The organism is Maricaulis sp. CAU 1757, assembly GCF_054482675.1.
Window position 1 is genome coordinate 93360 of record NZ_JBTLRI010000001.1, and the last position, 19562, is coordinate 112921.

At 63.9% G+C, this 19562-nt stretch carries 19 protein-coding genes and 1 pseudogene; 9 read left to right on the top strand and 11 right to left on the bottom strand.

Annotated elements, in window-relative coordinates; all coding sequences use genetic code 11:
- The first annotated feature begins 250 nt into the window (after positions 1–250).
- Genes flgF through flgH form a run of 4 tightly spaced genes read left to right on the top strand, consistent with a single transcriptional unit; the run spans position 251 to position 3520 of the window.
- Entirely contained in the window at positions 251–1000 is a 750-nt protein-coding gene (gene flgF / locus ACXYMR_RS00465; protein ID WP_458940775.1) for a flagellar basal-body rod protein FlgF, read from the top strand.
- A gap of 14 nt (positions 1001–1014) precedes the next feature.
- Positions 1015–1800 (top strand): flagellar basal-body rod protein FlgG, encoded by a 786-nt coding sequence (gene flgG, locus ACXYMR_RS00470; RefSeq protein WP_458940776.1) that lies wholly within the window; start codon positions 1015–1017, stop codon positions 1798–1800.
- Positions 1801–1811: 11 nt separating this feature from the next.
- Positions 1812–2753, top strand: a complete 942-nt coding sequence (gene flgA, locus ACXYMR_RS00475; protein WP_458940777.1) for a flagellar basal body P-ring formation chaperone FlgA — start codon at positions 1812–1814, stop codon at positions 2751–2753.
- A gap of 20 nt (positions 2754–2773) precedes the next feature.
- Positions 2774–3520 carry a flagellar basal body L-ring protein FlgH gene (gene flgH, locus ACXYMR_RS00480; RefSeq protein ID WP_458940778.1) on the top strand — a complete coding sequence of 249 codons (747 nt, stop codon included), beginning with the start codon at positions 2774–2776 and terminating at the stop codon, positions 3518–3520.
- A gap of 137 nt (positions 3521–3657) precedes the next feature.
- On the opposite strand, the gene dksA is transcribed toward flgH, so the two are convergent.
- Together dksA and ACXYMR_RS00490 are read right to left on the bottom strand one after the other, a co-directional pair.
- Positions 3658–4095: an RNA polymerase-binding protein DksA gene (dksA, locus tag ACXYMR_RS00485; protein ID WP_458940779.1), complete on the bottom strand. Its 438-nt coding sequence runs from the start codon at positions 4093–4095 to the stop codon at positions 3658–3660.
- A gap of 166 nt (positions 4096–4261) precedes the next feature.
- Positions 4262–4714 carry a flagellar assembly protein FliX gene (locus ACXYMR_RS00490; RefSeq protein ID WP_458940780.1) on the bottom strand — a complete coding sequence of 151 codons (453 nt, stop codon included), beginning with the start codon at positions 4712–4714 and terminating at the stop codon, positions 4262–4264.
- 216 nt (positions 4715–4930) lie between these two features.
- Here ACXYMR_RS00490 and ACXYMR_RS00495 point away from each other — a divergent pair, with 216 nt between their 5' ends.
- The 3 genes from ACXYMR_RS00495 to ACXYMR_RS00505 are packed head-to-tail and all read left to right on the top strand — an operon-like array spanning position 4931 to position 6824.
- The gene (locus ACXYMR_RS00495) at positions 4931–6046 is read left to right on the top strand and encodes a flagellar basal body P-ring protein FlgI (RefSeq protein WP_458940781.1); all 1116 of its coding nucleotides are present in this window, start codon (positions 4931–4933) and stop codon (positions 6044–6046) included.
- Positions 6046–6372 carry a rod-binding protein gene (locus ACXYMR_RS00500; protein WP_458940782.1) on the top strand — a complete coding sequence of 109 codons (327 nt, stop codon included), beginning with the start codon at positions 6046–6048 and terminating at the stop codon, positions 6370–6372. Before ACXYMR_RS00495 ends, ACXYMR_RS00500 begins: the two co-directional genes overlap by 1 nt.
- Positions 6373–6374: 2 nt before the next feature.
- A complete protein-coding gene (locus ACXYMR_RS00505) occupies positions 6375–6824 on the top strand; it encodes a flagellar basal-body protein FlbY (RefSeq protein ID WP_458940783.1) in 450 nt (149 codons plus the stop codon).
- A 52-nt stretch (positions 6825–6876) separates the two neighbouring features.
- Here ACXYMR_RS00505 and ACXYMR_RS00510 read toward each other — a convergent pair whose 3' ends face one another.
- Entirely contained in the window at positions 6877–8829 is a 1953-nt protein-coding gene (locus ACXYMR_RS00510; protein ID WP_458940784.1) for a DEAD/DEAH box helicase, read from the bottom strand.
- A gap of 173 nt (positions 8830–9002) precedes the next feature.
- Here ACXYMR_RS00510 and ACXYMR_RS00515 point away from each other — a divergent pair, with 173 nt between their 5' ends.
- A complete protein-coding gene (locus tag ACXYMR_RS00515; protein ID WP_458940785.1) occupies positions 9003–9653 on the top strand; it encodes a class I SAM-dependent methyltransferase in 651 nt (216 codons plus the stop codon).
- Here the strand turns inward: ACXYMR_RS00515 and ACXYMR_RS00520 are convergent.
- Positions 9644–12418, bottom strand: coding sequence for a hypothetical protein (locus ACXYMR_RS00520; protein WP_458940786.1), 2775 nt, complete (start codon positions 12416–12418; stop codon positions 9644–9646). The genes ACXYMR_RS00515 and ACXYMR_RS00520 overlap by 10 nt on opposite strands.
- A 169-nt stretch (positions 12419–12587) precedes the next feature.
- On the opposite strand from ACXYMR_RS00520, the gene pseB reads away from it, so the two are divergent.
- Positions 12588–13643 carry a UDP-N-acetylglucosamine 4,6-dehydratase (inverting) gene (gene pseB, locus ACXYMR_RS00525; protein ID WP_458940787.1) on the top strand — a complete coding sequence of 352 codons (1056 nt, stop codon included), beginning with the start codon at positions 12588–12590 and terminating at the stop codon, positions 13641–13643.
- A 10-nt stretch (positions 13644–13653) separates the two neighbouring features.
- Here pseB and pseC read toward each other — a convergent pair whose 3' ends face one another.
- The 7 genes and pseudogenes from pseC to flbT all read right to left on the bottom strand — a co-directional run bounded on the left by pseC (position 13654) and on the right by flbT (position 19421).
- Positions 13654–14823 carry a UDP-4-amino-4,6-dideoxy-N-acetyl-beta-L-altrosamine transaminase gene (pseC, locus tag ACXYMR_RS00530; protein ID WP_458940788.1) on the bottom strand — a complete coding sequence of 390 codons (1170 nt, stop codon included), beginning with the start codon at positions 14821–14823 and terminating at the stop codon, positions 13654–13656.
- 106 nt (positions 14824–14929) lie between these two features.
- On the bottom strand, positions 14930–15763 hold the full coding sequence (locus ACXYMR_RS00535; RefSeq protein WP_458940789.1) for a flagellin: 834 nt from the start codon (positions 15761–15763) through the stop codon (positions 14930–14932).
- Positions 15764–15984: 221 nt separating this feature from the next.
- Positions 15985–16314 carry a flagellar protein FlaG gene (locus ACXYMR_RS00540; protein ID WP_458940790.1) on the bottom strand — a complete coding sequence of 110 codons (330 nt, stop codon included), beginning with the start codon at positions 16312–16314 and terminating at the stop codon, positions 15985–15987.
- A 133-nt stretch (positions 16315–16447) separates the two neighbouring features.
- Positions 16448–17272 carry a flagellin gene (locus ACXYMR_RS00545; protein ID WP_458940791.1) on the bottom strand — a complete coding sequence of 275 codons (825 nt, stop codon included), beginning with the start codon at positions 17270–17272 and terminating at the stop codon, positions 16448–16450.
- 351 nt (positions 17273–17623) lie between these two features.
- A complete protein-coding gene (locus tag ACXYMR_RS00550) occupies positions 17624–18451 on the bottom strand; it encodes a flagellin (RefSeq protein WP_458940792.1) in 828 nt (275 codons plus the stop codon).
- A 200-nt stretch (positions 18452–18651) separates the two neighbouring features.
- A complete protein-coding gene (gene flaF / locus ACXYMR_RS00555) occupies positions 18652–19035 on the bottom strand; it encodes a flagellar biosynthesis regulator FlaF (protein WP_458940793.1) in 384 nt (127 codons plus the stop codon).
- Positions 18995–19421, bottom strand: a pseudogene (flbT, locus tag ACXYMR_RS00560) (flagellar biosynthesis repressor FlbT). Before flbT ends, flaF begins: the two are co-directional and overlap by 41 nt.
- Positions 19422–19562: the final 141 nt, after the last annotated feature.

Genomic DNA, 19562 nt, shown 5'->3' on the forward strand with positions numbered 1-19562 from the left:
TCCACACGGGAATTTCGTCTGACCCGCATTAACGACGAACGCGGTTAACGTTTCGTAGTGATCGGCCGACACCCGGCAGATTTTTCCGCCCACCCCCGCTTCTTGCCGTGAAGATCTGCCGGGCAAATCGGTACCGCCTACACAACCCCCTGTTTTTCATGGAAATTAACCTTGGCACGGCGCGTGCACCAGGGATGGCAACTGCTGCGACAAGACAGCAATCAATGGCATCCAGAATGGAAACCGCCCGATGGACAACGCAATCATGATCGGCCTGACGCGCCAGATGACCCTTCGCAGGTCTATGGACGTCGTCGCCAACAACATCGCCAACGCCAATACCGCCGGCTTCAAGGTCGAATCGGTGCTGCTCGAGAGCCAGCCCGCCCACACCGCGGAAAGCAGCGAAGGCCCGAGCGATATCAACTACGTCAACACCTGGGGCCTCGGCCGCGACTTTCGCCAGGGCGAAATGGAGCTGACCGGACGCCCCTTCGATGTGGCCATTGAGGGCGACGGCTTTTTCGCCGTCGAGACCGCAGGTGGCGAGCAGTACACGAGAGACGGTCGCTTCCACACCGACAATGCCGGCCAGCTGGTCGCCTTTGACGGTGCCCCGGTGCTCGACGCCATGACCCGCATGCCGATCTTCCTGGACCCGGCCGCCGAGGAAACCCTGATCCAGGATGGCGGCGCCATCGTGCAAGACGGGGTCGAAGTTGCCCGCATCGGCGTTTTCGAAGTCGCCAACCGGGCCGAGATGAGCAAGCAAGGCAATGGCCGTTACACCGTGCCACCGACCGATGACCCGGCCGACGCGCCGCAAGCCCTGATCGACGCCAACGTGCACCAGGGCTTTGTGGAGCGTTCGAACGTCCAGTCCATCATCGAGCTGACCGACATGATGAGCATCATGCGCTCCTACCAGTCGGTCTCGAAATTCCTTTCCGAAGCCGAAGATCTCAACAAGCGCGCCATCGAGCGCCTCGGCCGCGTCTAGCAGGAGACCTGAACATGCGCTCCCTCACCACCGCAGCATCCGGCATGCAAGCTCAGCAGCTCAATGTCGAAGTGATCTCGAACAACTTGGCCAACATGAACACGACCGGCTTCAAGCGCCAGCGTGCCGAGTTCCAGGACCTGCTCTACCAGAACGTCCAGCAGGTGGGCACCAACTCGTCCGACGCCGGCACCATCGTGCCGACCGGCGTCCAGGTCGGCCTTGGCGTCCAGGCTTCGTCGATCTATCGCATCACCGAGCAGGGCTCGCTGGCCAATACCGGCAACCCGCTCGACCTCGGCATCGCCGGCGCCGGCTATTTCCGGGTGCAGATGCCGGACGGCTCGGACGCCTATACGCGGGCCGGCAATTTCGCCCTCAGCCCGGAAGGCCAGATCGTCACCATGGACGGCTATACCGTGGCTCCGGGCGTCGCCCTGCCGCAGGGCGCCCGTGACATCGCCATCAACGCCCAGGGCCAGGTTCAGGCCCTGATCGACGGCCAAACCGAGCCGCAGACCGTTGGCCAGCTGGAACTCGCGACCTTCTTCAACGAGGCCGGCCTCGAGGCCCGCGGCGACAATCTGTACATGGAAAGCGCCGCGTCCGGTGCGGCCAATGTCGGCACTCCCGGCTCGCCCGGCTACGGCATGATCCGGCAGGGCTTCGTGGAAGCGGCCAATGTCAATGCCGTCTCCGAAATCACCGCGCTCATCCAGGCCCAGCGGGCCTACGAGATGAATGCCCGTGTCATCACGGCGTCCGACGAAATGCTCGCCGCTTCGTCGAACCTGCGCTAGGGAGGTCCTGAATGACCCGCACCGGTCTCATCGCCTGCACCCTCCTCGCATCCGGTCTGATGACCGGCCCGGCCTTTGCCGGCGAGGCAGTGTTCCTGCGCGAAAACCCCGTTGTCGAGGGGGCCCAGATCACCCTCGGCGACCTGTTCGACATCTCCGGCGACAGCGCCGATGTCGTGATTGCCCGTGCTCCGGCACCTGGCAGCCGCACGGCACTGGACGTGGGTTATGTCCGCCGCGTCGCCGCAGAGCACGATCTCGACTGGGCCAATGCCGCCGGCGTGCGCCGGATCGCCATTGCCCGGGCCAGCCGCTCCGTGCCGACCGACATGCTCACCGATTTGCTCGAGGGCGAACTGTTCGCCCGCGAAGCGGCCGTGCACGAGGTCCAGCTGGCCAATAGCGCCCTGAACCTGCACGCCCCGGTCGACAGCGTCGGCGGCCCGCACATCGTATCGCTGAATTTCGACCGCCGCTCCGGCATGCTCGCCGCCGAGGTCGCACCCTATGAAGGCGCCGAGCCGGTCCGCGTCACCGGCCGCGCCTATGCCACTGTCGATGTCCCGGTCCTGTCCCGTGCCGTCGCCGCCGGCCAGCGCATCCGTGCCGAGGACATCACCTGGATGGCGCAGCGCTCGGACCGCTTGCGTCCCGACGCGGTCCTCGACCCGAATGCCATCATCGGCCTGGAAACCCGGCGGGGCCTGCGCGCCAACGAGCCGCTGCGGGGCTACGACCTGCAGCAGCCGCTGATGGTCAGCCGCGGCGAACTGGTCACCCTGACCTTCGAAGCCCCCGGCATCCAGTTGTCAGTCCGGGCCCGCGCCCTTGAAGACGCCGCCGACGGCGAGCTTGCTCGCTTCGTCAACCTGCAGTCCAACCGCACGGTGGAGGCCCTCGTCGACGGGCCCGGCCGCGCCCGCGTCGGGTCCAGCCCGGCCGTCAGTTTCTGATCCTCGAGGGAGATACCATCATGATCCGCAAGCTTTTCGCCCTCGCCATCGCCGCCGCGTCGCTGCAAGCCTGTGCCACGACCGACCGCCTGTCCTACGTCGGCCAGGTGCCGCCTATGACCCCGATCGAGAACCCGGCCGTCCTGGCCGGCTCCGGTCCCTCGCAGATGCCGATGCCGCAATATGTTGCACCGGCACCGCGCCAGGCGGTCAATTCCAACTCGCTGTGGAACGCCAACTCGCCGACCTTCTTCGGCGACCCGCGGGCCGCACGTCAGGGCGACATCCTGACCGTCAATATCGACATCTCCGACCGCGCCCAGCTGCAGAACACCACAAACCGGACGCGCAGCTCCGAGGAAGGGGCCAATCTGGCCGAATTCTTCGGTGCCGACCTGACCGGCTTCTTCAACGACTCGATCGACCCGTCCAACCTGGCCTCGCTGGGCTCCAACTCCTCGACCCAGGGCACCGGCTCGGTCAACCGCAACGAGACCATCTCGCTGACCGTCGCGGCGATCGTCACCCAGGTCCTGCCAAACGGCAATCTCGTGATCGCCGGGCGTCAGGAAGTCCGGGTCAACAACGAAGTTCGCGAACTACTGATCTCCGGCATCGCCCGGCCCCAGGACATCGGTTCGGACAATACGATCAGCCACACCCAGATCGCCGAAGCGCGCATCTCCTACGGCGGCCGCGGTCACCTGACCGACGTGCAACGTCCGCGCTATGGCCAGGAGGTCTTCGACATCCTGATGCCGTTCTGAGGTAAAGAAATCCCGCCACCATCGGGTAAACTGCAGGCCGTCGCGGGCGTTACCGTGACGGCCTTTTTTTTTGGTGCGTCGGGCATGAAAAAGCCCGGACAAGCCGGGCCGTTTCTCGATCACGATGTCCGGACGACTTATTCGTCGCGGTGGACGCGTTCCTTGCGCTCATGGCGCTCCTGGGCTTCCAGGCTCAGCGTCGCCACGGGGCGCGCATCGAGACGGGCCAGGGAGATCGGCTCGCCGGTTTCGTCACAATAGCCGTAATTGTCTTCCTCGATCCGGCGCAGCGCCGCATCGATCTTGGAGATCAGCTTGCGCTGACGGTCGCGCGCCCGCAATTCGAGCGAACGGTCGGTTTCCGTCGAGGCGCGGTCGGCCAGGTCCGGCAAGGCACCGAGGTCCTGCTGAAGATTGGAGATCGTGGATCGGCTTTCCCGGAGGATTTCCTCCTTCCAGGCCATCAGTTTGCGCCGGAAATATTCCTTCTGGCGATCATTCATGAACTCTTCGTCCTCGGACGGCGTGTAGCCGGCCGGGAGTTCAAAACGTTCCGATGTGTCTGCTTCGCTCATGGCTTTCCACTCACTCAACGCGGTACGCTGCTCCCCCCAGAAAGCGGGGCGGAGAATATGCACAGGGCCGGACGAGTCAACGCGGCGACGCTGTTCACTCTTAAGCCCAGGTAGCAACTAGCAGAAAAACTTGAATGAATTGTGTCCAGAACCAGAAATCAGGCAGTTAGCCGAACTTCGCCAGTTCGACCGCGGCCCGGGTTTCCACTTCGTCGAGCGCAGCTTCGAGCTGAGCATCGTCGGTCTGGTCGCGGCGGGTCTGCAAAAGGTTCATCAAGGCCACCAGTTTGGCGCGCGGCAAACCGCCTTCCAGCAGGCCGATCTTCAACTCGTCGAGCACGTCGAGGAGCGAAAATGCGCGCTCGGTGGCGCGCTTGCGGGCATGGGTGAAATCCTCGACGCCCTGCAGGGCCAGGATGGCATCGACCGACTGGACTGAGCTTGCCGCACTGGCGCCTCCGGCCGCCCGGGCCGACGTGGCTGCTGCACCGGCATCCGGCTTGAATCCGTCCCCGCTGGTGCGGGCAGCACCCTTCCGCTTGGCGGACGTCGCGGCAGAGGTGGAATTCGGTCCGGAGATTTTCATGGCAAGAATCGGGTCCTGACTGTGTGTGTTCATGGATGAGCCCGCGCCCTTAACAAGGCCTTAATTCCGGCCTCCGGCCCGGCAAATCCTGCCCATCATTGCGGCCTCCCGGCCACATTTTCCGCCCTGTACACACCGAGGAGACGCCCCAACTAACTGATTTGTAGGGTATTTTTATATTAACCCTGAATCTGACTCTGGCACGGGTCTGGCAAGGGGGTGGGCGACACGTTTACCGGAGACCGCAAAATGCGTTTCATCGTCGCCTTCATCGCCGCCCTCGCCGTCTCAATGCCGGCTCTGGCCAATTCGCGCATCAAGGACATGGTCGATGTCGAGGATGTTCGCGAGAACCACCTGGTCGGTTACGGCCTGGTGGTCGGTCTGGACGGCAGCGGCGACAGCCTGCGCAATGCGGCCTTCACCAACCAGTCGCTGAACGCGATGCTGGAACAGTTCAACGTCAACACCCGCGACGCCAACCTCAACACCCGCAACATCGCCGCGGTGATGGTCACCGCCTCCCTGCCGGCCTTCGCCTCGCAAGGCTCGCGCATCGACGTCACCGTCTCCGCCATTGGCGATGCCGGCAGCCTGCAGGGCGGTACACTGATCGCGACGCCTCTGTTCGACAGCCACGGCCGCGCCTGGGCCGTGTCGCAGGGCACGCTCACGGTCGGCGGTTTCGAAGCCGCCGGTGACGGTGCCTCGATCACGCGCGGCGTGCCGACCTCCGGCCGCATCGCCAACGGGGCCACGGTCGAGAACCCGTTCGCCGGTACGGGCATCGATCCGTGGGCCGACATTGCCGGCCGCACGTCGCTGCGCCTGTCCCTGCGCAATCCCGACTTCACCACGGCGCGCCGCATGGCCGACGCCATCAACGCCTATGTCGGCCCTGGCGCCGCCCGCGCCCTCGACCCGGGCGCCGTGGAGCTGGTTCGCCCGGCCTCGTTCAATGGCGACATGATCGACCTGCTGGCCGAAGTCGAGCAGCTGCGCGTCCAGCCTGATACGCCGGCCCGCATCATCATCGACGAGAACACAGGCACCATCGTCATGGGCGAGAATGTGCGCGTATCCACTGTCGCCATCGCCCAGGGCAATCTGACCATCACCGTCACCGAAACCCCGATGGCCAGCCAGCCCGCCCCGTTCTCGCAGGGCGAGACCGTGGTGCTGCCGCGTACCGATCTCAGCGTCGAGGAAGACAACATGCAACTCGGCGTGCTGCAGCAGGGCGTGTCCCTGCGCGAGCTGGTCGACGGGCTGAACGCCATGGGCGTCACGCCGCGCGACATGATCACCATCCTGCAGGCCATCAAGGCCTCGGGCGCGCTGCAAGCCGACATCGAGGTCCTGTGATGGACAATTTCCTCGACCTTCAGATGCAGAACGCCACCACGGCGGCCCGTGCCAATGGCGGACCGAACATGGCGGCCGGACGCTCGGCCGAGGACGCCCGGGCGGCGGCAGAGGAATTCGAGAGCTTCTTCCTGTCGCAAATGATCGAACAGATGTTCTCCGGCGTCGGTGAAGACAATCCGTTCGGCGGCGGAGCCGGCGAGAAGGCCTTCACCGGCCTGTTGCACGAAGAATACGCCAAGGTGATGTCGCAGGCCGGCGGGCTCGGCCTGGCCGACCGCCTGACCAGCGAGATCCTGCGTTACCAGGAAGAAGGGGAGATGTGATGATGAGTGAACTGGCAGCCGCCAATCCGACGGAACGGGCCCAGGCCCTGCTGCGCCTGACCCAGCGCCTGACCGACCTGGTGCGCGAGGAAACCCGCCTGTTCAAGGAAAGCCGGCCTCAGGACGCGCTCGGCCTGCAGGACGAGAAGTCCCAGCTCGCCAATGTCTACCGCGCCGAGGTGGCGCGTGCCCACAAGGAGCCGTCGCGCTTTGCCGGGGCCCCGGCCAATCTGCGCCAGTCATTGCGGGAGGCGACCCAGACCTTCCACGCCGAACTCGCCGAGAACGGCCATGTGGTGAATGCGCTCAAACAGGTCACCGAGGGGGTGGTCAAGGCGATCGCCGACGAAGCCGCTCGCCAGCGCTCGGCCGGCAGCGGCTACGGGCCCGGAGCGGCCACGCGCACACCCCCACCCAATGGCTTTGCCATTGCCGTCAACCAGACGGCCTGACACCCACCGGATACAAGAACGGGCGGCCTTGGCCGCCCGTTTCTGCTTCTGCCTAGTCCTTCTTGAACTTCGGCTTGCGCTTGACCTTCTTGAGGCTGTGATCCGCCTCGCCGGTCGCCGCGGCCACAGGGCGATCGGCCCGCGGCTTGCGCGGTGAGCTGTCTGTCGGCGAGCCGCGGAACTTGCCCTTCAGCTTGGCGCCGCCCGGCTTGTTGCCCGGCTTGCCGAACTTGGGTCGGTCCGGGCGAAACTCGCCCTCGCCCTCATCACCGCTCTTGCGGAACGGCTTCTTGCCGCCCTTGCGATGCCCCTCCTTGGAGAAGCCGTCCTTGCGGTCACGCGGCGGCCGACCGGCAAAATCGCCCGGCCCGCCACTGACCTCGACCGTACCGTCATCGCGAGCAATGCGAATATTCTTCTCGCCGCCCCCTGCCTTGGCCACGGCCTCCTCGAACTTGGCCACGGCATGGCCGTCGATCTCGAACTTGGACGCCGCCTCGCCGATCTGGATCGAGCCGACCTCGGTGCGCGTGACGTCACCAACCCGGCAGATCAGCGGCAACAGCCAGCGCGGCTCGGCGCGGTGCTTGCGGCCGGCCGTCAGTGTGAACCAGACGCCATTGTTGAACGGAGCCCGGGCCGGACGCGGCTCGCGCGCCTCGAAGGTCGACCGCGCATTGCGGTCATCCGGATCGATCAGACGCAGGTCTTCCGCCGCCGGCTCGGCTTCCAGGCGATGCTTGAGGAAAGCCGCGGCGATCTGCTCAGGCTCGAAGGCCTCAAGCAGGGCCTGGGCATCCTTGTAGAGCTCGTCGTCGTGCTTTTCGGTGAGGATCGGGTCGGCATACAACCGGTCACGGTCCTTGGCCCGGATCTCGTCCTGGCCGGGCACCTTGACCCATTCGGCCTTGACCCCGGCATCCCGCAGCAGACGGTTGGCCTTGCCGCGCCGGTTGAGCGGCACGATCAGCGAACAGATGCCCTTGCGCCCGGCCCGGCCGGTGCGGCCGGAACGGTGCTTCAGCGTGTCACCATTGTTGGGAAGGTCGGCGTGGATCACCAGTTCGAGGCCCGGCAGATCAATGCCGCGCGCGGCCACGTCGGTGGCCACACAGACCCGGGCCCGCCCGTCACGCAGGGCCTGCAGCGCGTGCGTGCGCTCGTTCTGCGACAGCTCGCCCGACAGGGCCACGGCGTTGAAGCCGCGATTGCCGAACCGGGTGGCGAGACGATTGACGGCTTCCCGCGTGGCGCAGAAGACAATTGCCCGCTCGGCATCATGGAAGCGCAGCAGGTTGATGATCGCGTTCTCGCGGTCCTGCGGCACCACCAGCATGGCCTGGTATTCGATATCGCTGTGCTGACTGTTCTCGCTCACCGTGGAAATGCGCACGGCATTCTTCTGATAACGCCGGGCGATATCGGTGATGGCGCGCGGCACGGTCGCCGAGAACAGCAGGGTGCGACGGCTTTCCGGTGATTTCTCGAGAATGAATTCGAGATCTTCGCGGAAGCCGAAATCCAGCATCTCGTCGGCTTCGTCGAGCACGACGGCGCGCAGTTCCGACAGGTCCAGCGCGCGTCGCTCGATATGGTCGCGCAGGCGGCCCGGCGTTCCGACCACGATGTGACAGCCGCGCTCCAGAACGCGCCGCTCGGCACGGGCGTCCATGCCGCCGACGCAGGTCGCGATGCGCGCGCCGGCATCACCATAGAGCCAGGCCAGTTCGCGCTGCACCTGCAAGGCCAGTTCACGGGTCGGGGCCACGACCAGCGCCACCGGCGCTCCGGCCCAGCCACACGTGTCTTCGTCGCCCAGCACGTCAGGCGCAATGGCGAGGCCGAAGGCCACGGTCTTGCCCGACCCGGTTTGGGCCGAGACGAGAAGGTCGGCGCCGGCCGCCTCTTCGGTCAGCACGGCGTCCTGAACTTCAGTCAAGCTGTCATAGCCCTTCGTAACGAGGGCGCGCTCCAGAGCTGGAGCGATACGGGTATTCAAGGTCATTAAATGTCGTTTCCAAGATGCGGGCGATAGCGGCCCAGTCAGTTGCCGGTCCATCGCCGGTCATCACTTCCGGGCGCTCGCAGCTCGAAAGGCGAGGCGTGCCTATCACAAACCCGCGCGAAATGCGCTATTGCGATTGCAGACTCATATTTCAATCATATCCGGTAACGCCGATGACCGAGCCCGTTCCCATCCGCCAGGCCTATTCCGAATGGGCCGGCGTCTACGACAGCAATGACAACACCACGCGTGATCTGGACGCCTTGATACTGCGCGGCAGCGATGTGGATATCGATGGCGCCCGCGTCATCGAACTGGGTGCAGGTACCGGCAAGAATACGGCTTGGCTGGCAGCGCGTGCAGCCCACATCCTCGCCCTCGACGTGACACCGGAAATGCTGGACCGGGGCCGTGCCCGTGGCCTAGGCGAGCATGTGGAATGGCGCCAGCATGACATTCGCGAACCATGGCCGATCGATCCAGGACAGGCCGATCTGGTCACGGCCAATCTCGTGCTCGAACACGTCGACACGCTTGCCCCGGTCATGGCCGAGGCGGCGCGCGCATTGAAGCCGGGCGGTGAGTTCTACATCAGCGAGCTGCACCCGTTCCGCCAGCTCATGGGGCGTCAGGCGCGGATTGACACGAGCACCGGCTCCACCTTGGTGGAAGCTTATCTGCACACGGTTTCCGAGTATGTCGGGCAGGCCCTCTCGTGCGGCTTCGCACTTGCCGGGATGAGTGAACATATCGAGGCAGGCCGGACCATCGGCCCCGGCACCGCCCCTCGCCTGCTGGTCATGCGATTCCGGCGTCAGAAATAGCCGCCGCCATTGCTCGGACCGGCATTCAGCCGTGCGAGCCCGGCCTGGTAATTGGCCAGCTGGGCGTTGTAATAGGCGGGCACCGATCCGCCCTTCTTGCCTTTCTGAGGACCTTCCAGCAGCGCTTTCAGGGCCGGGTCCATGGTGATTTCGCGATAGGCGCGCTGCAGCACGGACATGCTGTCCTGCAGTGTTTCATACGCTTTCTCGGCATCTTCCTCGCTGGCAATGGACATCGAGGTCGGCAATTCCAGGGCAAACAGTGGTGGCGCGTCCGAGGTCTTGTCGTCCTTGTCGAGCAGCGAACCGGTATTGACGATGGCGCCGGGGCTCATCCCCAACGACTTGAGAAGGTCGCGGCCGTCCCCGCCGGCGAACAGTTCGATCGTCTTGTCTTCGGCCGCCTTGATGCGCAGCTGGTCACCGTCCGAGCCACGCTTCACCTCGGCCGTGCCGTTGAGCACCAGGGCCGCATTGATCTTGAAGGTCAGCGACCGCATCGTGTCGTCATTGTCGATGGTGATTTTCTTGCGCCGGCCACCATCGACCGACACGTAGAAGTGATCACCTTCCCGCGCCGAGCTGCGATCCGTGACCACGCGGGTGTCCGAATAGCTCACGTCACCAGCAGGCAGGCCCAGCGCTGACAGGATCGAGTCATCGCCAGCCCCAACGGCGAGCCCGCGCGCTTCGGCCAGGCCACCACGCCCGGAAAGCTGCTTGCTCCAGTCCAGCCCGCCGGTGGTCGCGTCGAGCTGTGCGACAAAGGCGTCGCGCTCGCCCTGCAGCGTCCCGCCATTGATACCGCCCAGCGTCTTCCCCGCCATGTAGACCTTGCCGCCGGACACTTCGAGCGTCGCGGCGCCATCCTCCTGGTCGGATCCGACAAAAGTGGTGTAGGCCACACTTGGCGTCGCGCCGTCTGTCATCTTGACCAGGAAAGCGTCACGTCCGCCGCCGGCATGGGCCGCAAGCGGCGCACTGGGAGCAAATGCATTGCCGGCCGAACCGGTCAGGTAGATGTCATTGCCGTCCACCGCGAGCTCACCCACGGCGCCGTCATCGAGACTGCCGAAATTCTGTTCCCAGATGGCCGCCGACGTGCCGTCCGCGGTCGAGAACTTGCGCACAACGGCACTGCCGCCCTCATTGCTGGCCACCAGGAGGCTGCCGTCGCCGGCAATGGCAACGGACTTGATCGTCTCGTCGCCTGCATCGCCGACCCGGCGCGTCCAAAGCGTCGAACCGTCCGTGCCCAAAGCCCGCACGAACCCGTCCGAGGCGCCGCCGCCATGCGCTTGCCCGCCAAAGGCCGACGCCGACTTGCCGGCCACGAAAACCGTTCCGTCAGCGGCCACGGCGACGGTCGAGGCACTGTCGTCGCCAGTGCCGCCAAAGCGCTGGGCCCACTGTTCGACCCCGCTGGCGGAATACTTGACCACCAGGGCGTCCTTGCCGCCGATTGCGGTCGTGTCATCCAGCCCGCCAGTGACCTGGCCGGAGACGATCACATTGCCGCTGGCGTCGACCGCGATACTGCTGCCTTCCGCCTCGCTGGCAGCGCCTAGAACCCGGCTCCATACCCGTGTGCCATTGCTGTCATAGCGTGCCAGGACCAGATCCTGCTCGCCCTTGAGCACCTGGCCATCGGTGGTCGAGAGGGTCTTGCCGACGACATAAATGCCACCGTCCGCGCCGGCGGCCGTGGCCTGGATTTCCAGGGGATTGTCGACCTGCTTGGTGCGCGTCTCGCCATCCTCGGCGCCCGGCACCGCGACTTCGCTGGACGTCGGGTCGGCGCTGAAACGGGTGGTGAAGCCGGTCGTTGGGTTGCCGCTGGCCAGGTCGGTCAACTTGACGATTTGCCCGCCGGCGGTTTCGCCGAGCCCGGAAATACCGGCCATGTAGACGGCCGGCTGGGCCGCGGGCGCGGAGAAGCTGAGCGCCTCGGTCGACACGCCGGCGATACGGAAGCCGTAATTATTGCCCGGCACCACCCCGACATCATTCTTCTCGCCGATCTTGGCGCGCTCGAAGCGGGACACCATGCCGGCCGCTTCCAGCTGGGTGTTGATATGAGCCACGATGTTGTCGAGGTTGCGGGTCGTCGTGCCCATGTCGGCCAGGTCAATGGCGATATTTGTCGTCGCCCCGTTCTTGGTGATGGCGATGTTGAACTGCACGTCACCGGTCAGGCTTGCCACTTCGGCGTCGAAGTCGCCGGTGTGAATGGTTCCTGTCTTGAATTCGGACAGGCCGCGTGACACCGCGACATCGCTTTCCACCTTGGTCAGCTGCTCACCCTTGAGCAGGTTGACCGTGTCGAGGTCCATGTCCTGGAAGTAGTCGTCGAGCTGCGACATACCCTTTTGCAGGGCTCGGTTAAGCAGGTCGCGCCGGGTGTCGTTGGTGGTCGGGTCGCGCGCCTCTTCGGCCAATGATGCCAGCCGCTTCAGGCCCTGGTGCAGCGAGAACATCGACTTGTGGTCGTCCGGTGCGTCGAGGTCGGAGAACTCGCGGCTCGGGTCCAGAAAAAAATCGTTCGTGGCCAGCACCTTGCGGCGCATGTCCTCGAGCGTTTGCAGCTGCTTGCTTTGCAGGTCCCACGGCGGCGGGGCGACGTCTTCCTTGCGTTGCGACGCAGCGACGCCGGACAGCGCCGAAGACGACGCCAGCGACGTGTTGATACGGGACTGATACCAGCCCGTCAGCACGTTCATGTCCAACCCGATAATGCTCACCTTGAGCTCCTGCCAATTTGACATGCCATTGTCGTTCACGGGTACGAACAAAGTGTTGCGAGCAAGGGTTAACGAAGATCATTTCTCCGGCTGCCCGAAAAGCACGCTAGCCGCCCCGCCCGGCGGCGCTTCCCTAACCGCTCATTAACCGACGCGCCCCAGCCTGCCGGCATTCTTACCATCGCGAGGCCTCATGCCCGATCCCACCGCCAGCCCGTCCATTCCGCAACGCAGCTTCGGCGACCAGCGCATGTCGCTGGACGGCCAGACCATCCTGGTAACCGGGGGGACGGGATCCTTCGGTCGCAAGCTGACCGAAGTGATCTGCGCCGAGTACAAGCCGAAAAAGCTGATCATCTTCTCGCGCGACGAGCTCAAACAGTACGAGATGGCCCAGACCTTCCCGCCGAGCCGCTACCCCTTCCTGCGCTATTTCATCGGTGACGTACGCGACGAGGCGCGCCTCGACCAGGCCATGCGCGATGTCGACATTGTCATCCACGCCGCCGCTCTCAAGCATGTCCCGATTGCCGAGTACAATCCGTTCGAGTGCATCAAGACCAATGTCATGGGGGCGGAAAACGTTGTGCGCGCTGCCATCAAGCGCGGCGTCCAGCACGTATGCGCCCTTTCGACCGACAAGGCGGCCAACCCGATCAACCTGTATGGCGCCTCTAAGCTGGCGGCCGACAAGATCGTCACCGCCGCACCGCACATGGCCGGCGAAGGCGGCCCGGTGTTCTCCGTGGTCCGTTATGGCAATGTCGTCGGCTCCCGCGGCTCGGTCATTCCCTTCTTCCGGCGCCTCATCGCGGAAGGCGCCAGAGAGCTTCCGATCACCGACCCCCGCATGACGCGGTTCTGGATTACCCTCGAACAAGGCGTCAATTTCGTCCTTTCCAGCCTGGCCATGGCCAGGGGTGGCGAGATCTTTGTGCCCAAGATTCCCTCGATGAGCATGATCGACCTGGCCCAGACCCTGGCGCCCGACCTGCCGCACCGGGTGATCGGCATCCGCCCGGGCGAAAAATTGCACGAGGTCATGGTGCCGGAAGACGATGCCCGCAGCACCGTCGAGCTGGCTGACCGTTACGCCATCCTGCCGGCCTTCTCGGAACATGTCCGCGAAGTCTATGAAGCGGAAAATGCGCGCCCGGTTCCGGAAGGCTTTGCCTACGCCTCCGACAACAACCCAGAACAACTTGACGCCACAAGCCTGCAGGCCCTGCTCGACCGGGCCGGCTGCTGAGCTTTCCGGCTTAGCCGGCGATTTCCTCGGCAAGAACCGCGCAGACCCGGCGCGCATCGTCCGCCTCCATGCCCGCATAGAGTGGCAGGGACAGCGTGCGTTGGTAGTAATGCCGTGCGCCGGGCCGCTCCTGCTCGCCATAGCGCTGGCGATAATAAGGCTGGTCGGGCACCGGAATGTAGTGCACCTGGGTGCCGATCCCGCGCGCCGCCAGCCGTGCCATCAGGACGGAGCGGTCAGGCCCGTCGACAAAATCGACCCGTGCCGGATAGAGGTGCAGGCAGGGATCGCAATCCGGGGTGCGCTGCAGGGGCCGTATGCCAGGCCCCATGGTCGCCAGCTCGCTGTCATAGATCTCTGCCAAGGCTCGGCGACGGGCCGCGAACTGGCCAAGCTTGGACAACTGGGAACGGCCGAGCGCCGCCTGGATGTCGCTGAGCCGGTAATTCCAGCCCAGGGCCTGCATCTCGTGCCACCAGGGCTCGTCCTGCCCCCGCTCGAGCCGCGTGGCCTCGCGCTCGATGCCGTGGCTGCGCAGACGCCGCAGGCGGGCGGCCAGCTCGGCATCATTTGTTGTCACCATGCCGCCCTCTCCGGCGGCGATGGTCTTGACCGGATGAAACGAGAAACAGCTCGCTGAGGAGTGCCTGCAGCCCCCCACGGGTCGGCCCCTGTAGGTCGTTCCGAGCGCATGACAGGCGTCTTCCACCAGCGCCGCACCAGCTGCCTCTGCAAGCTCGGCCAGACGCCCGACATCCTCGCACTGCCCGGCCAGATGCACCGGCAGCACGGCCGCAACACGTCCCCGCTGGCGCGCCCGTTCGAGCGCTTCGGCCAGGGTCTCTGCGGTCATCAGGCCGGTATCGCCATCAACATCGGCAAATTCCACCTCGGCACCGCAATAGCGGGCCGCATTGGCAGTGGCCATGAAGGTGACCGCAGGGACGATGCAGACATCACCCGGCCCGATGCCGAGCCCGGCTAGGGCCAGATGCAGGGCCGTCGTGCCATTGCTGCAGGCCACCGCGTGGCTCGCCCCAACGGCGGCGGCAAAGTCCGCCTCGAAGGCATCAACGGTCGGCCCGGTTGTGAGCCAATCGCTGCGCAACACCGCGACCACGGCCGCCACGTCATCATCGTCAATGCACTGGCGGCCGTAAGGCAGGAACGTATCGGTCATCACAAGGCCTCCCTGGCCGGCAACATAAGCCTTCGCCTACCGGATACGGAAACGGCCCCCGCTAGGGAGGGCCGCGCCGTGGTGGAGAAGGAGGCAGGGGCGGGCCCTAGCCGTTGAACAAGTTGAGGATGATCTGTGGCTGGCCGTTGGCGATTGACAGGGCCTGCACACCCAGCTGCTGCTTGACCTGCAGGGCTTGCAGCCTGGCACTCTCCTTGGCGAGGTCGGCGTCCACAAGATCGCCGATGCCGCTGTTGAGCGAGTCTATCAACTTGTTCACAAAGCCGGAGTGGGCCTCCAGCTTCTTGGTGTCAGAACCCAGATTGGCGAGGGCCTGGTTGACGTTCTCCAGGCTCGTCTTGATCGCGGTGACAGCGGCCGTGGCGAGGGTCACGGTGCCAAGGCTGGCGGTCTGGGCCAGGGTGATGATGGTGCCGCCGAAACTCATGTCCTGGGATTTCAGCGTGATCGTCCGGGCCGCGTCAGCGTCGGCGAGGAATTCGATGCCGTTAGTGACCGATCCGTCCAGGATGTTGGCGCCATCGAATTCGGCGTTCTGGAGGATGACACTGACCTGATCGACGAGGGCCTTGAAGTCGGAATCGTAGGCGCCGCGGCTGAACGCATCCAGAGACGGGTCCATGGCAGCGGTGGCCTTCTCGCGCATCTGGATCAGCAGATCGGAGATGGCTTCGCCCGCCGCCAGCGCCACGTCGGCGATGGTGGTGGCACGGTCCAGACCGGTGTCGACGGCGCCAAGCGCCCGAACGTCCGAACGCATGCCCTGTGCGACCGCATAGATGGCAGAATTGTCTTTGGCACCCGAGATCTTGAGACCCGTGTTGATGCGGGTCTGAACGCCCATCATCTCGTCATTGGTCTTGTTCAGGTTCTGGAGCGCGATCATCGCTCCGGTATTGGTGTGGACGCTCATGGTCATGCGACATTCTCCCGCGTATCCGTGGACCGCCTTCAGCGGCTGTTGGAACACACAGGCGCAAGTCGCGTGCCGGTTTGGCACACACTTGGAGAAATAGAGAAATCAGTAAGTTACGCCTTCAGCCATGGCGAGAGGCACCGCCAGGGCACCGGCCTTGCCGGGCTATCGTCGCCGGGTAGGTCGAATTTGCCGGGCCGGAACGGTGTTGGGGCGCACTGTCGTCAGGCGCTCTTGTCGAGCAGCCCGGCGCGCTGGGTCCGCAGGAATTCCATCAGCTCGCCATATTTCTCCGGCGGCCAGCGGCGAACCGTTTCGCCGGTATCCTGATCAATGAGGAAGTAAACGAAGGTGCCGGACGACTGGTCCTGCTCGATCTTCAGTCTGGAATTGCGCAAGGTCTGCGCGGCCAGACGTTCAATGTCCTGGGAGCGATCGGTCTGGCGGTCATGCAGCGCGGCGCTGCCGTCCTGGCCCTGAACCGGTTCGACCCGCCTGACGCCTTCGCGCGGCCGGTCGCTTGAAATCTCTCTCTGGTCGATGGGCGCTGCCATCGGGAGGGGACGGAGTTGAAATCCTTCTGCCGCCATGTCTGTGTCGCTGAGGCGGAGCCATCAGCGCTCCTGTGCGCTGTCCGCGCGTCACGAGCGTGGATGGCGGGGACGAGCCCCGCCATCCGGCCCGAGATTAACGGAAGTATCCCAGGATCGTGCTGGGAGCCGAGTTGGCAATGGACAGAGCCTGCACACCCAGCTGCTGCTTGACCTGCAGCGACTGGAGTCGGGCGCTTTCCTTGGCCAGATCCGCATCGACGAGATTGCCGATACCCTTTTCCAGGGCGTCGGACAGCTTGCCGACAAAACCCTTGTGAACGTCCAGCGACTTCGACGCGGTGCCGAGCTTGGCGAGCGACGAGTTCAGGTTGTCGATGGAGGTTTCGATCGTGCCGACCAGCGTCGAGGCATCACCCGCAGTGGCGAAGGACGCCGTTGCGGTCACCGTCACAACACCGCCGCCCAGGGAGAAGTTCTGGTCGGAGATGGTGATGGAGTTGGAGCCATCGGCATTGGCCAGGGCCGAGATCGAGGTCACCGAACCGTTGATCAGGTTGGTGCCGTTGAATTCGGCGTTGGAGACGATCGTCGTGACCTGATCGCGCAGGGCCTTGAAGTCTTCGTTCAGAGCGGTCCGCGACGCGCTGTCGAGCGAGGTGTCGGAAGCGGCCAGGGCCTTTTCCTTCATCTCGACGAGCAGGTCGGAAATCGCTTCACCACCAGCCAGGGCCACGTCCGTGGTCGAGGCAGCGAGGTCGAGCGAGTTTGCGACGGCGCCGTAACCGGCAACGTCCGAACGCATTTTCTGGGCGATCGCGTAGATACCGCCATTGTCCTTGGCGGACGAAACGGCGAGACCGGTGTTGATCCGGCTCTGAACCTGCTCCATGTCGCGATTGGTCTGGTTCAGGTTCTGCAGCGCAACCATGGCGCCGGCATTGGTGTTGATTGTAGCCATTTCTTGGCCCTTTCCAGTTCTGGGTTTTAACGAGCGTTTTGCTCGCCGGGTCTTCTGACCCACTCCAGACAAGAGCAAGGCTGGGGCCAATTTCCCCTTGTCATAAAAGGTAAATTCGGTGAGCGCTGATTCGGCAGGAGGTTTTTGCCGAGTCATTCCTGCCGCGGTAACCATTGACCCGGCAGATATTGCCGGTCAAAGCGGCAAAAATGGTCGGCAAAAATTGCCGGTCGGCAGAATTTTATGATTAAAATCGGGTTAATGGCCAATTTCAGGCATGCTGACGCTTCACCCGGAATGCAGCAGAAAAAAATCGGGGCCACCCGAAGGTGGCCCCGATAACAGACGAACTTAGCCGAAGAACGACAGGATGGTCTGTGGCGCCTGGTTGGCAATCGAGAGCGCCTGGACACCCAGCTGCTGCTTGACCTGCAGCGACTGGAGTCGGGCGCTTTCCTTGGCCAGGTCCGCGTCGACCAGATTGCCGATCCCCTTTTCCAGCGAATCCGACAGCTTCGTCACGAAGTCATTGTGGACTTCAAGAGACTTGGAAGCCGTTCCGAGCTTCGCGAGGGACTGATTGAGATTGTCCAGCGAAGTCTCGATCGTGGTCACGAGGGTGGATGCATCACCTGCGGTAGCAAACGACGCGGCAGCGGTCACAGTGACCACACCACCGGCCAGAGAGAAGTTCTGGTCGGAAACGGTGATCGTGTTGCTGCCATCAGCATTCGCCAGAGCCGAAATCGAGGTGACCGAACCGTCAATCAGGTTGGTTCCGTTGAAATCGGCATTACTGACGATCGTCGTGATCTGGTCACGCAGGGCCTTGAAGTCTTCGTTCAGGGCCGTACGGGATGCCGCGTCGAGCGACGTGTCAGAACCGGCGAGTGCCTTCTCCTTCATTTCCACGAGCAGATCGGAAATCGCCTCACCTGCCGCAAGAGCGACATCGGTGATGGAGACAGCCATGTCCAGGCTCTGACCGACCACACCATAGCCAGCAACATCCGAACGCATTTTCTGGGCAATGGCGTAGATACCGCCATTGTCCTTCGCGCCCGCGACTTCGAGGCCGGTGTTGATACGGCTCTGAACCTGGTTCATTTCCATGTTCGTCTTGTTCAGATTCTGCAGGGCGATCATCGCCCCAGCATTGGTGTTGACAGAAAGTGCCATGTTGTAGCTCTCCATTCTGGAAGCAGGTGAAGCTGAATTTTTCAGCCCTGGACGTTTTGTCCTGCCCCAGACCTCGCAACCGACATGCCACTTGCCGGCGCTTCAATAGCCAACAAAATCAGATGATTAGAATATGAAAAAAGGCGCCTCCCGAAGGAAGCGCCCTATCCTGCCCCAGCGATCTTGCCGCGCGGCACTTATTACCCTGTAGCGGCCCCGGCGGCGTCGGCCGATGCCTGCGGCATCAGGCCCTGCATGATGGTTCGGTTGATGTCCACCAGGTCATCAATCGCGCTCGGCTCGCGCATGGCCACACTGCCGTGCTTGGACGCGAACAGTGACAGCGAGATGATCGCGGCGCGCAGGGAGTCCGGCAACTTGTTGTCGGCGCTGGCACAGTCCAGCGCAAGATTGCTCCAGACCCGGCGGTTCCAGTCAATCGCCTCGGCCCGGCCGCGGACATCTTCCTTCGGCAGCGAGCGCGCATTGATCAGCGACCGGGTCACCTGGGCGAACAGGCGATACTCGGTCGCACGCGGGTCTTCACTCCGCTGAGCCGTTTTCTGATAAGCTTGAAGCGACATTATTTCAGTCTCTCGTCTTCATAAGCCATGAGTTTGCGGCAACCCATGAGCGCTTTGTAGAACTCACCCGCCATGACGTCCCGGCTGACCGAGACACACACCGACAGGGTTTCCGGGTTTGCGACGGCCCCCATGAACTCGTTCATGCGGAGCACGAACTCGTCGTAGAGTTTGTCGTCCTGCTTGTCGGACAGATACATCATCATGATCGGGAAATAGATGTGGCGGGCCGGAGAGGTCACGTCCTGCTCATGCAGGATGTCCTTCTCGCGCAGCACAGCCGCCTTGTTCTTGAGAACCAGATTGGCCCGCCGGTCGCCATTCTCGATGACAGCGCCGTTGAGAACAAATCTCTCGCCGGGTTTGAGCGAGATTTTGAGAGGCATGGCAGGTCTCCGTTTGCCCGTCGGACCCGGTCCGCGAATCCATTGCCGCTACACTGGCTATCTGATGTGAAGAAAAAGTTTCCGCCGGAAACCGGGGGAAGTGCGATATTAGCAAAGCCTTAAAGCGAATCTCCTGCCTTG

What these genes read in the sequence shown, in the direction of transcription:
- flgF (WP_458940775.1), top strand. Translation starts at nt 251, where the DNA reads ATGGACAACGCAATCATGATCGGCCTGACGCGCCAGATGACCCTTCGC.
- flgG (WP_458940776.1), top strand. Translation starts at nt 1,015, where the DNA reads ATGCGCTCCCTCACCACCGCAGCATCCGGCATGCAAGCTCAGCAGCTC.
- flgA (WP_458940777.1), top strand. Translation starts at nt 1,812, where the DNA reads ATGACCCGCACCGGTCTCATCGCCTGCACCCTCCTCGCATCCGGTCTG.
- flgH (WP_458940778.1), top strand. Translation starts at nt 2,774, where the DNA reads ATGATCCGCAAGCTTTTCGCCCTCGCCATCGCCGCCGCGTCGCTGCAA.
- dksA (WP_458940779.1), bottom strand. Translation starts at nt 4,095, where the DNA reads ATGAGCGAAGCAGACACATCGGAACGTTTTGAACTCCCGGCCGGCTAC.
- ACXYMR_RS00490 (WP_458940780.1), bottom strand. Translation starts at nt 4,714, where the DNA reads ATGAACACACACAGTCAGGACCCGATTCTTGCCATGAAAATCTCCGGA.
- ACXYMR_RS00495 (WP_458940781.1), top strand. Translation starts at nt 4,931, where the DNA reads ATGCGTTTCATCGTCGCCTTCATCGCCGCCCTCGCCGTCTCAATGCCG.
- ACXYMR_RS00500 (WP_458940782.1), top strand. Translation starts at nt 6,046, where the DNA reads ATGGACAATTTCCTCGACCTTCAGATGCAGAACGCCACCACGGCGGCC.
- ACXYMR_RS00505 (WP_458940783.1), top strand. Translation starts at nt 6,375, where the DNA reads ATGAGTGAACTGGCAGCCGCCAATCCGACGGAACGGGCCCAGGCCCTG.
- ACXYMR_RS00510 (WP_458940784.1), bottom strand. Translation starts at nt 8,829, where the DNA reads ATGACCTTGAATACCCGTATCGCTCCAGCTCTGGAGCGCGCCCTCGTT.
- ACXYMR_RS00515 (WP_458940785.1), top strand. Translation starts at nt 9,003, where the DNA reads ATGACCGAGCCCGTTCCCATCCGCCAGGCCTATTCCGAATGGGCCGGC.
- ACXYMR_RS00520 (WP_458940786.1), bottom strand. Translation starts at nt 12,418, where the DNA reads ATGTCAAATTGGCAGGAGCTCAAGGTGAGCATTATCGGGTTGGACATG.
- pseB (WP_458940787.1), top strand. Translation starts at nt 12,588, where the DNA reads ATGCCCGATCCCACCGCCAGCCCGTCCATTCCGCAACGCAGCTTCGGC.
- pseC (WP_458940788.1), bottom strand. Translation starts at nt 14,823, where the DNA reads ATGACCGATACGTTCCTGCCTTACGGCCGCCAGTGCATTGACGATGAT.
- ACXYMR_RS00535 (WP_458940789.1), bottom strand. Translation starts at nt 15,763, where the DNA reads ATGACCATGAGCGTCCACACCAATACCGGAGCGATGATCGCGCTCCAG.
- ACXYMR_RS00540 (WP_458940790.1), bottom strand. Translation starts at nt 16,314, where the DNA reads ATGGCAGCGCCCATCGACCAGAGAGAGATTTCAAGCGACCGGCCGCGC.
- ACXYMR_RS00545 (WP_458940791.1), bottom strand. Translation starts at nt 17,272, where the DNA reads ATGGCTACAATCAACACCAATGCCGGCGCCATGGTTGCGCTGCAGAAC.
- ACXYMR_RS00550 (WP_458940792.1), bottom strand. Translation starts at nt 18,451, where the DNA reads ATGGCACTTTCTGTCAACACCAATGCTGGGGCGATGATCGCCCTGCAG.
- flaF (WP_458940793.1), bottom strand. Translation starts at nt 19,035, where the DNA reads ATGTCGCTTCAAGCTTATCAGAAAACGGCTCAGCGGAGTGAAGACCCG.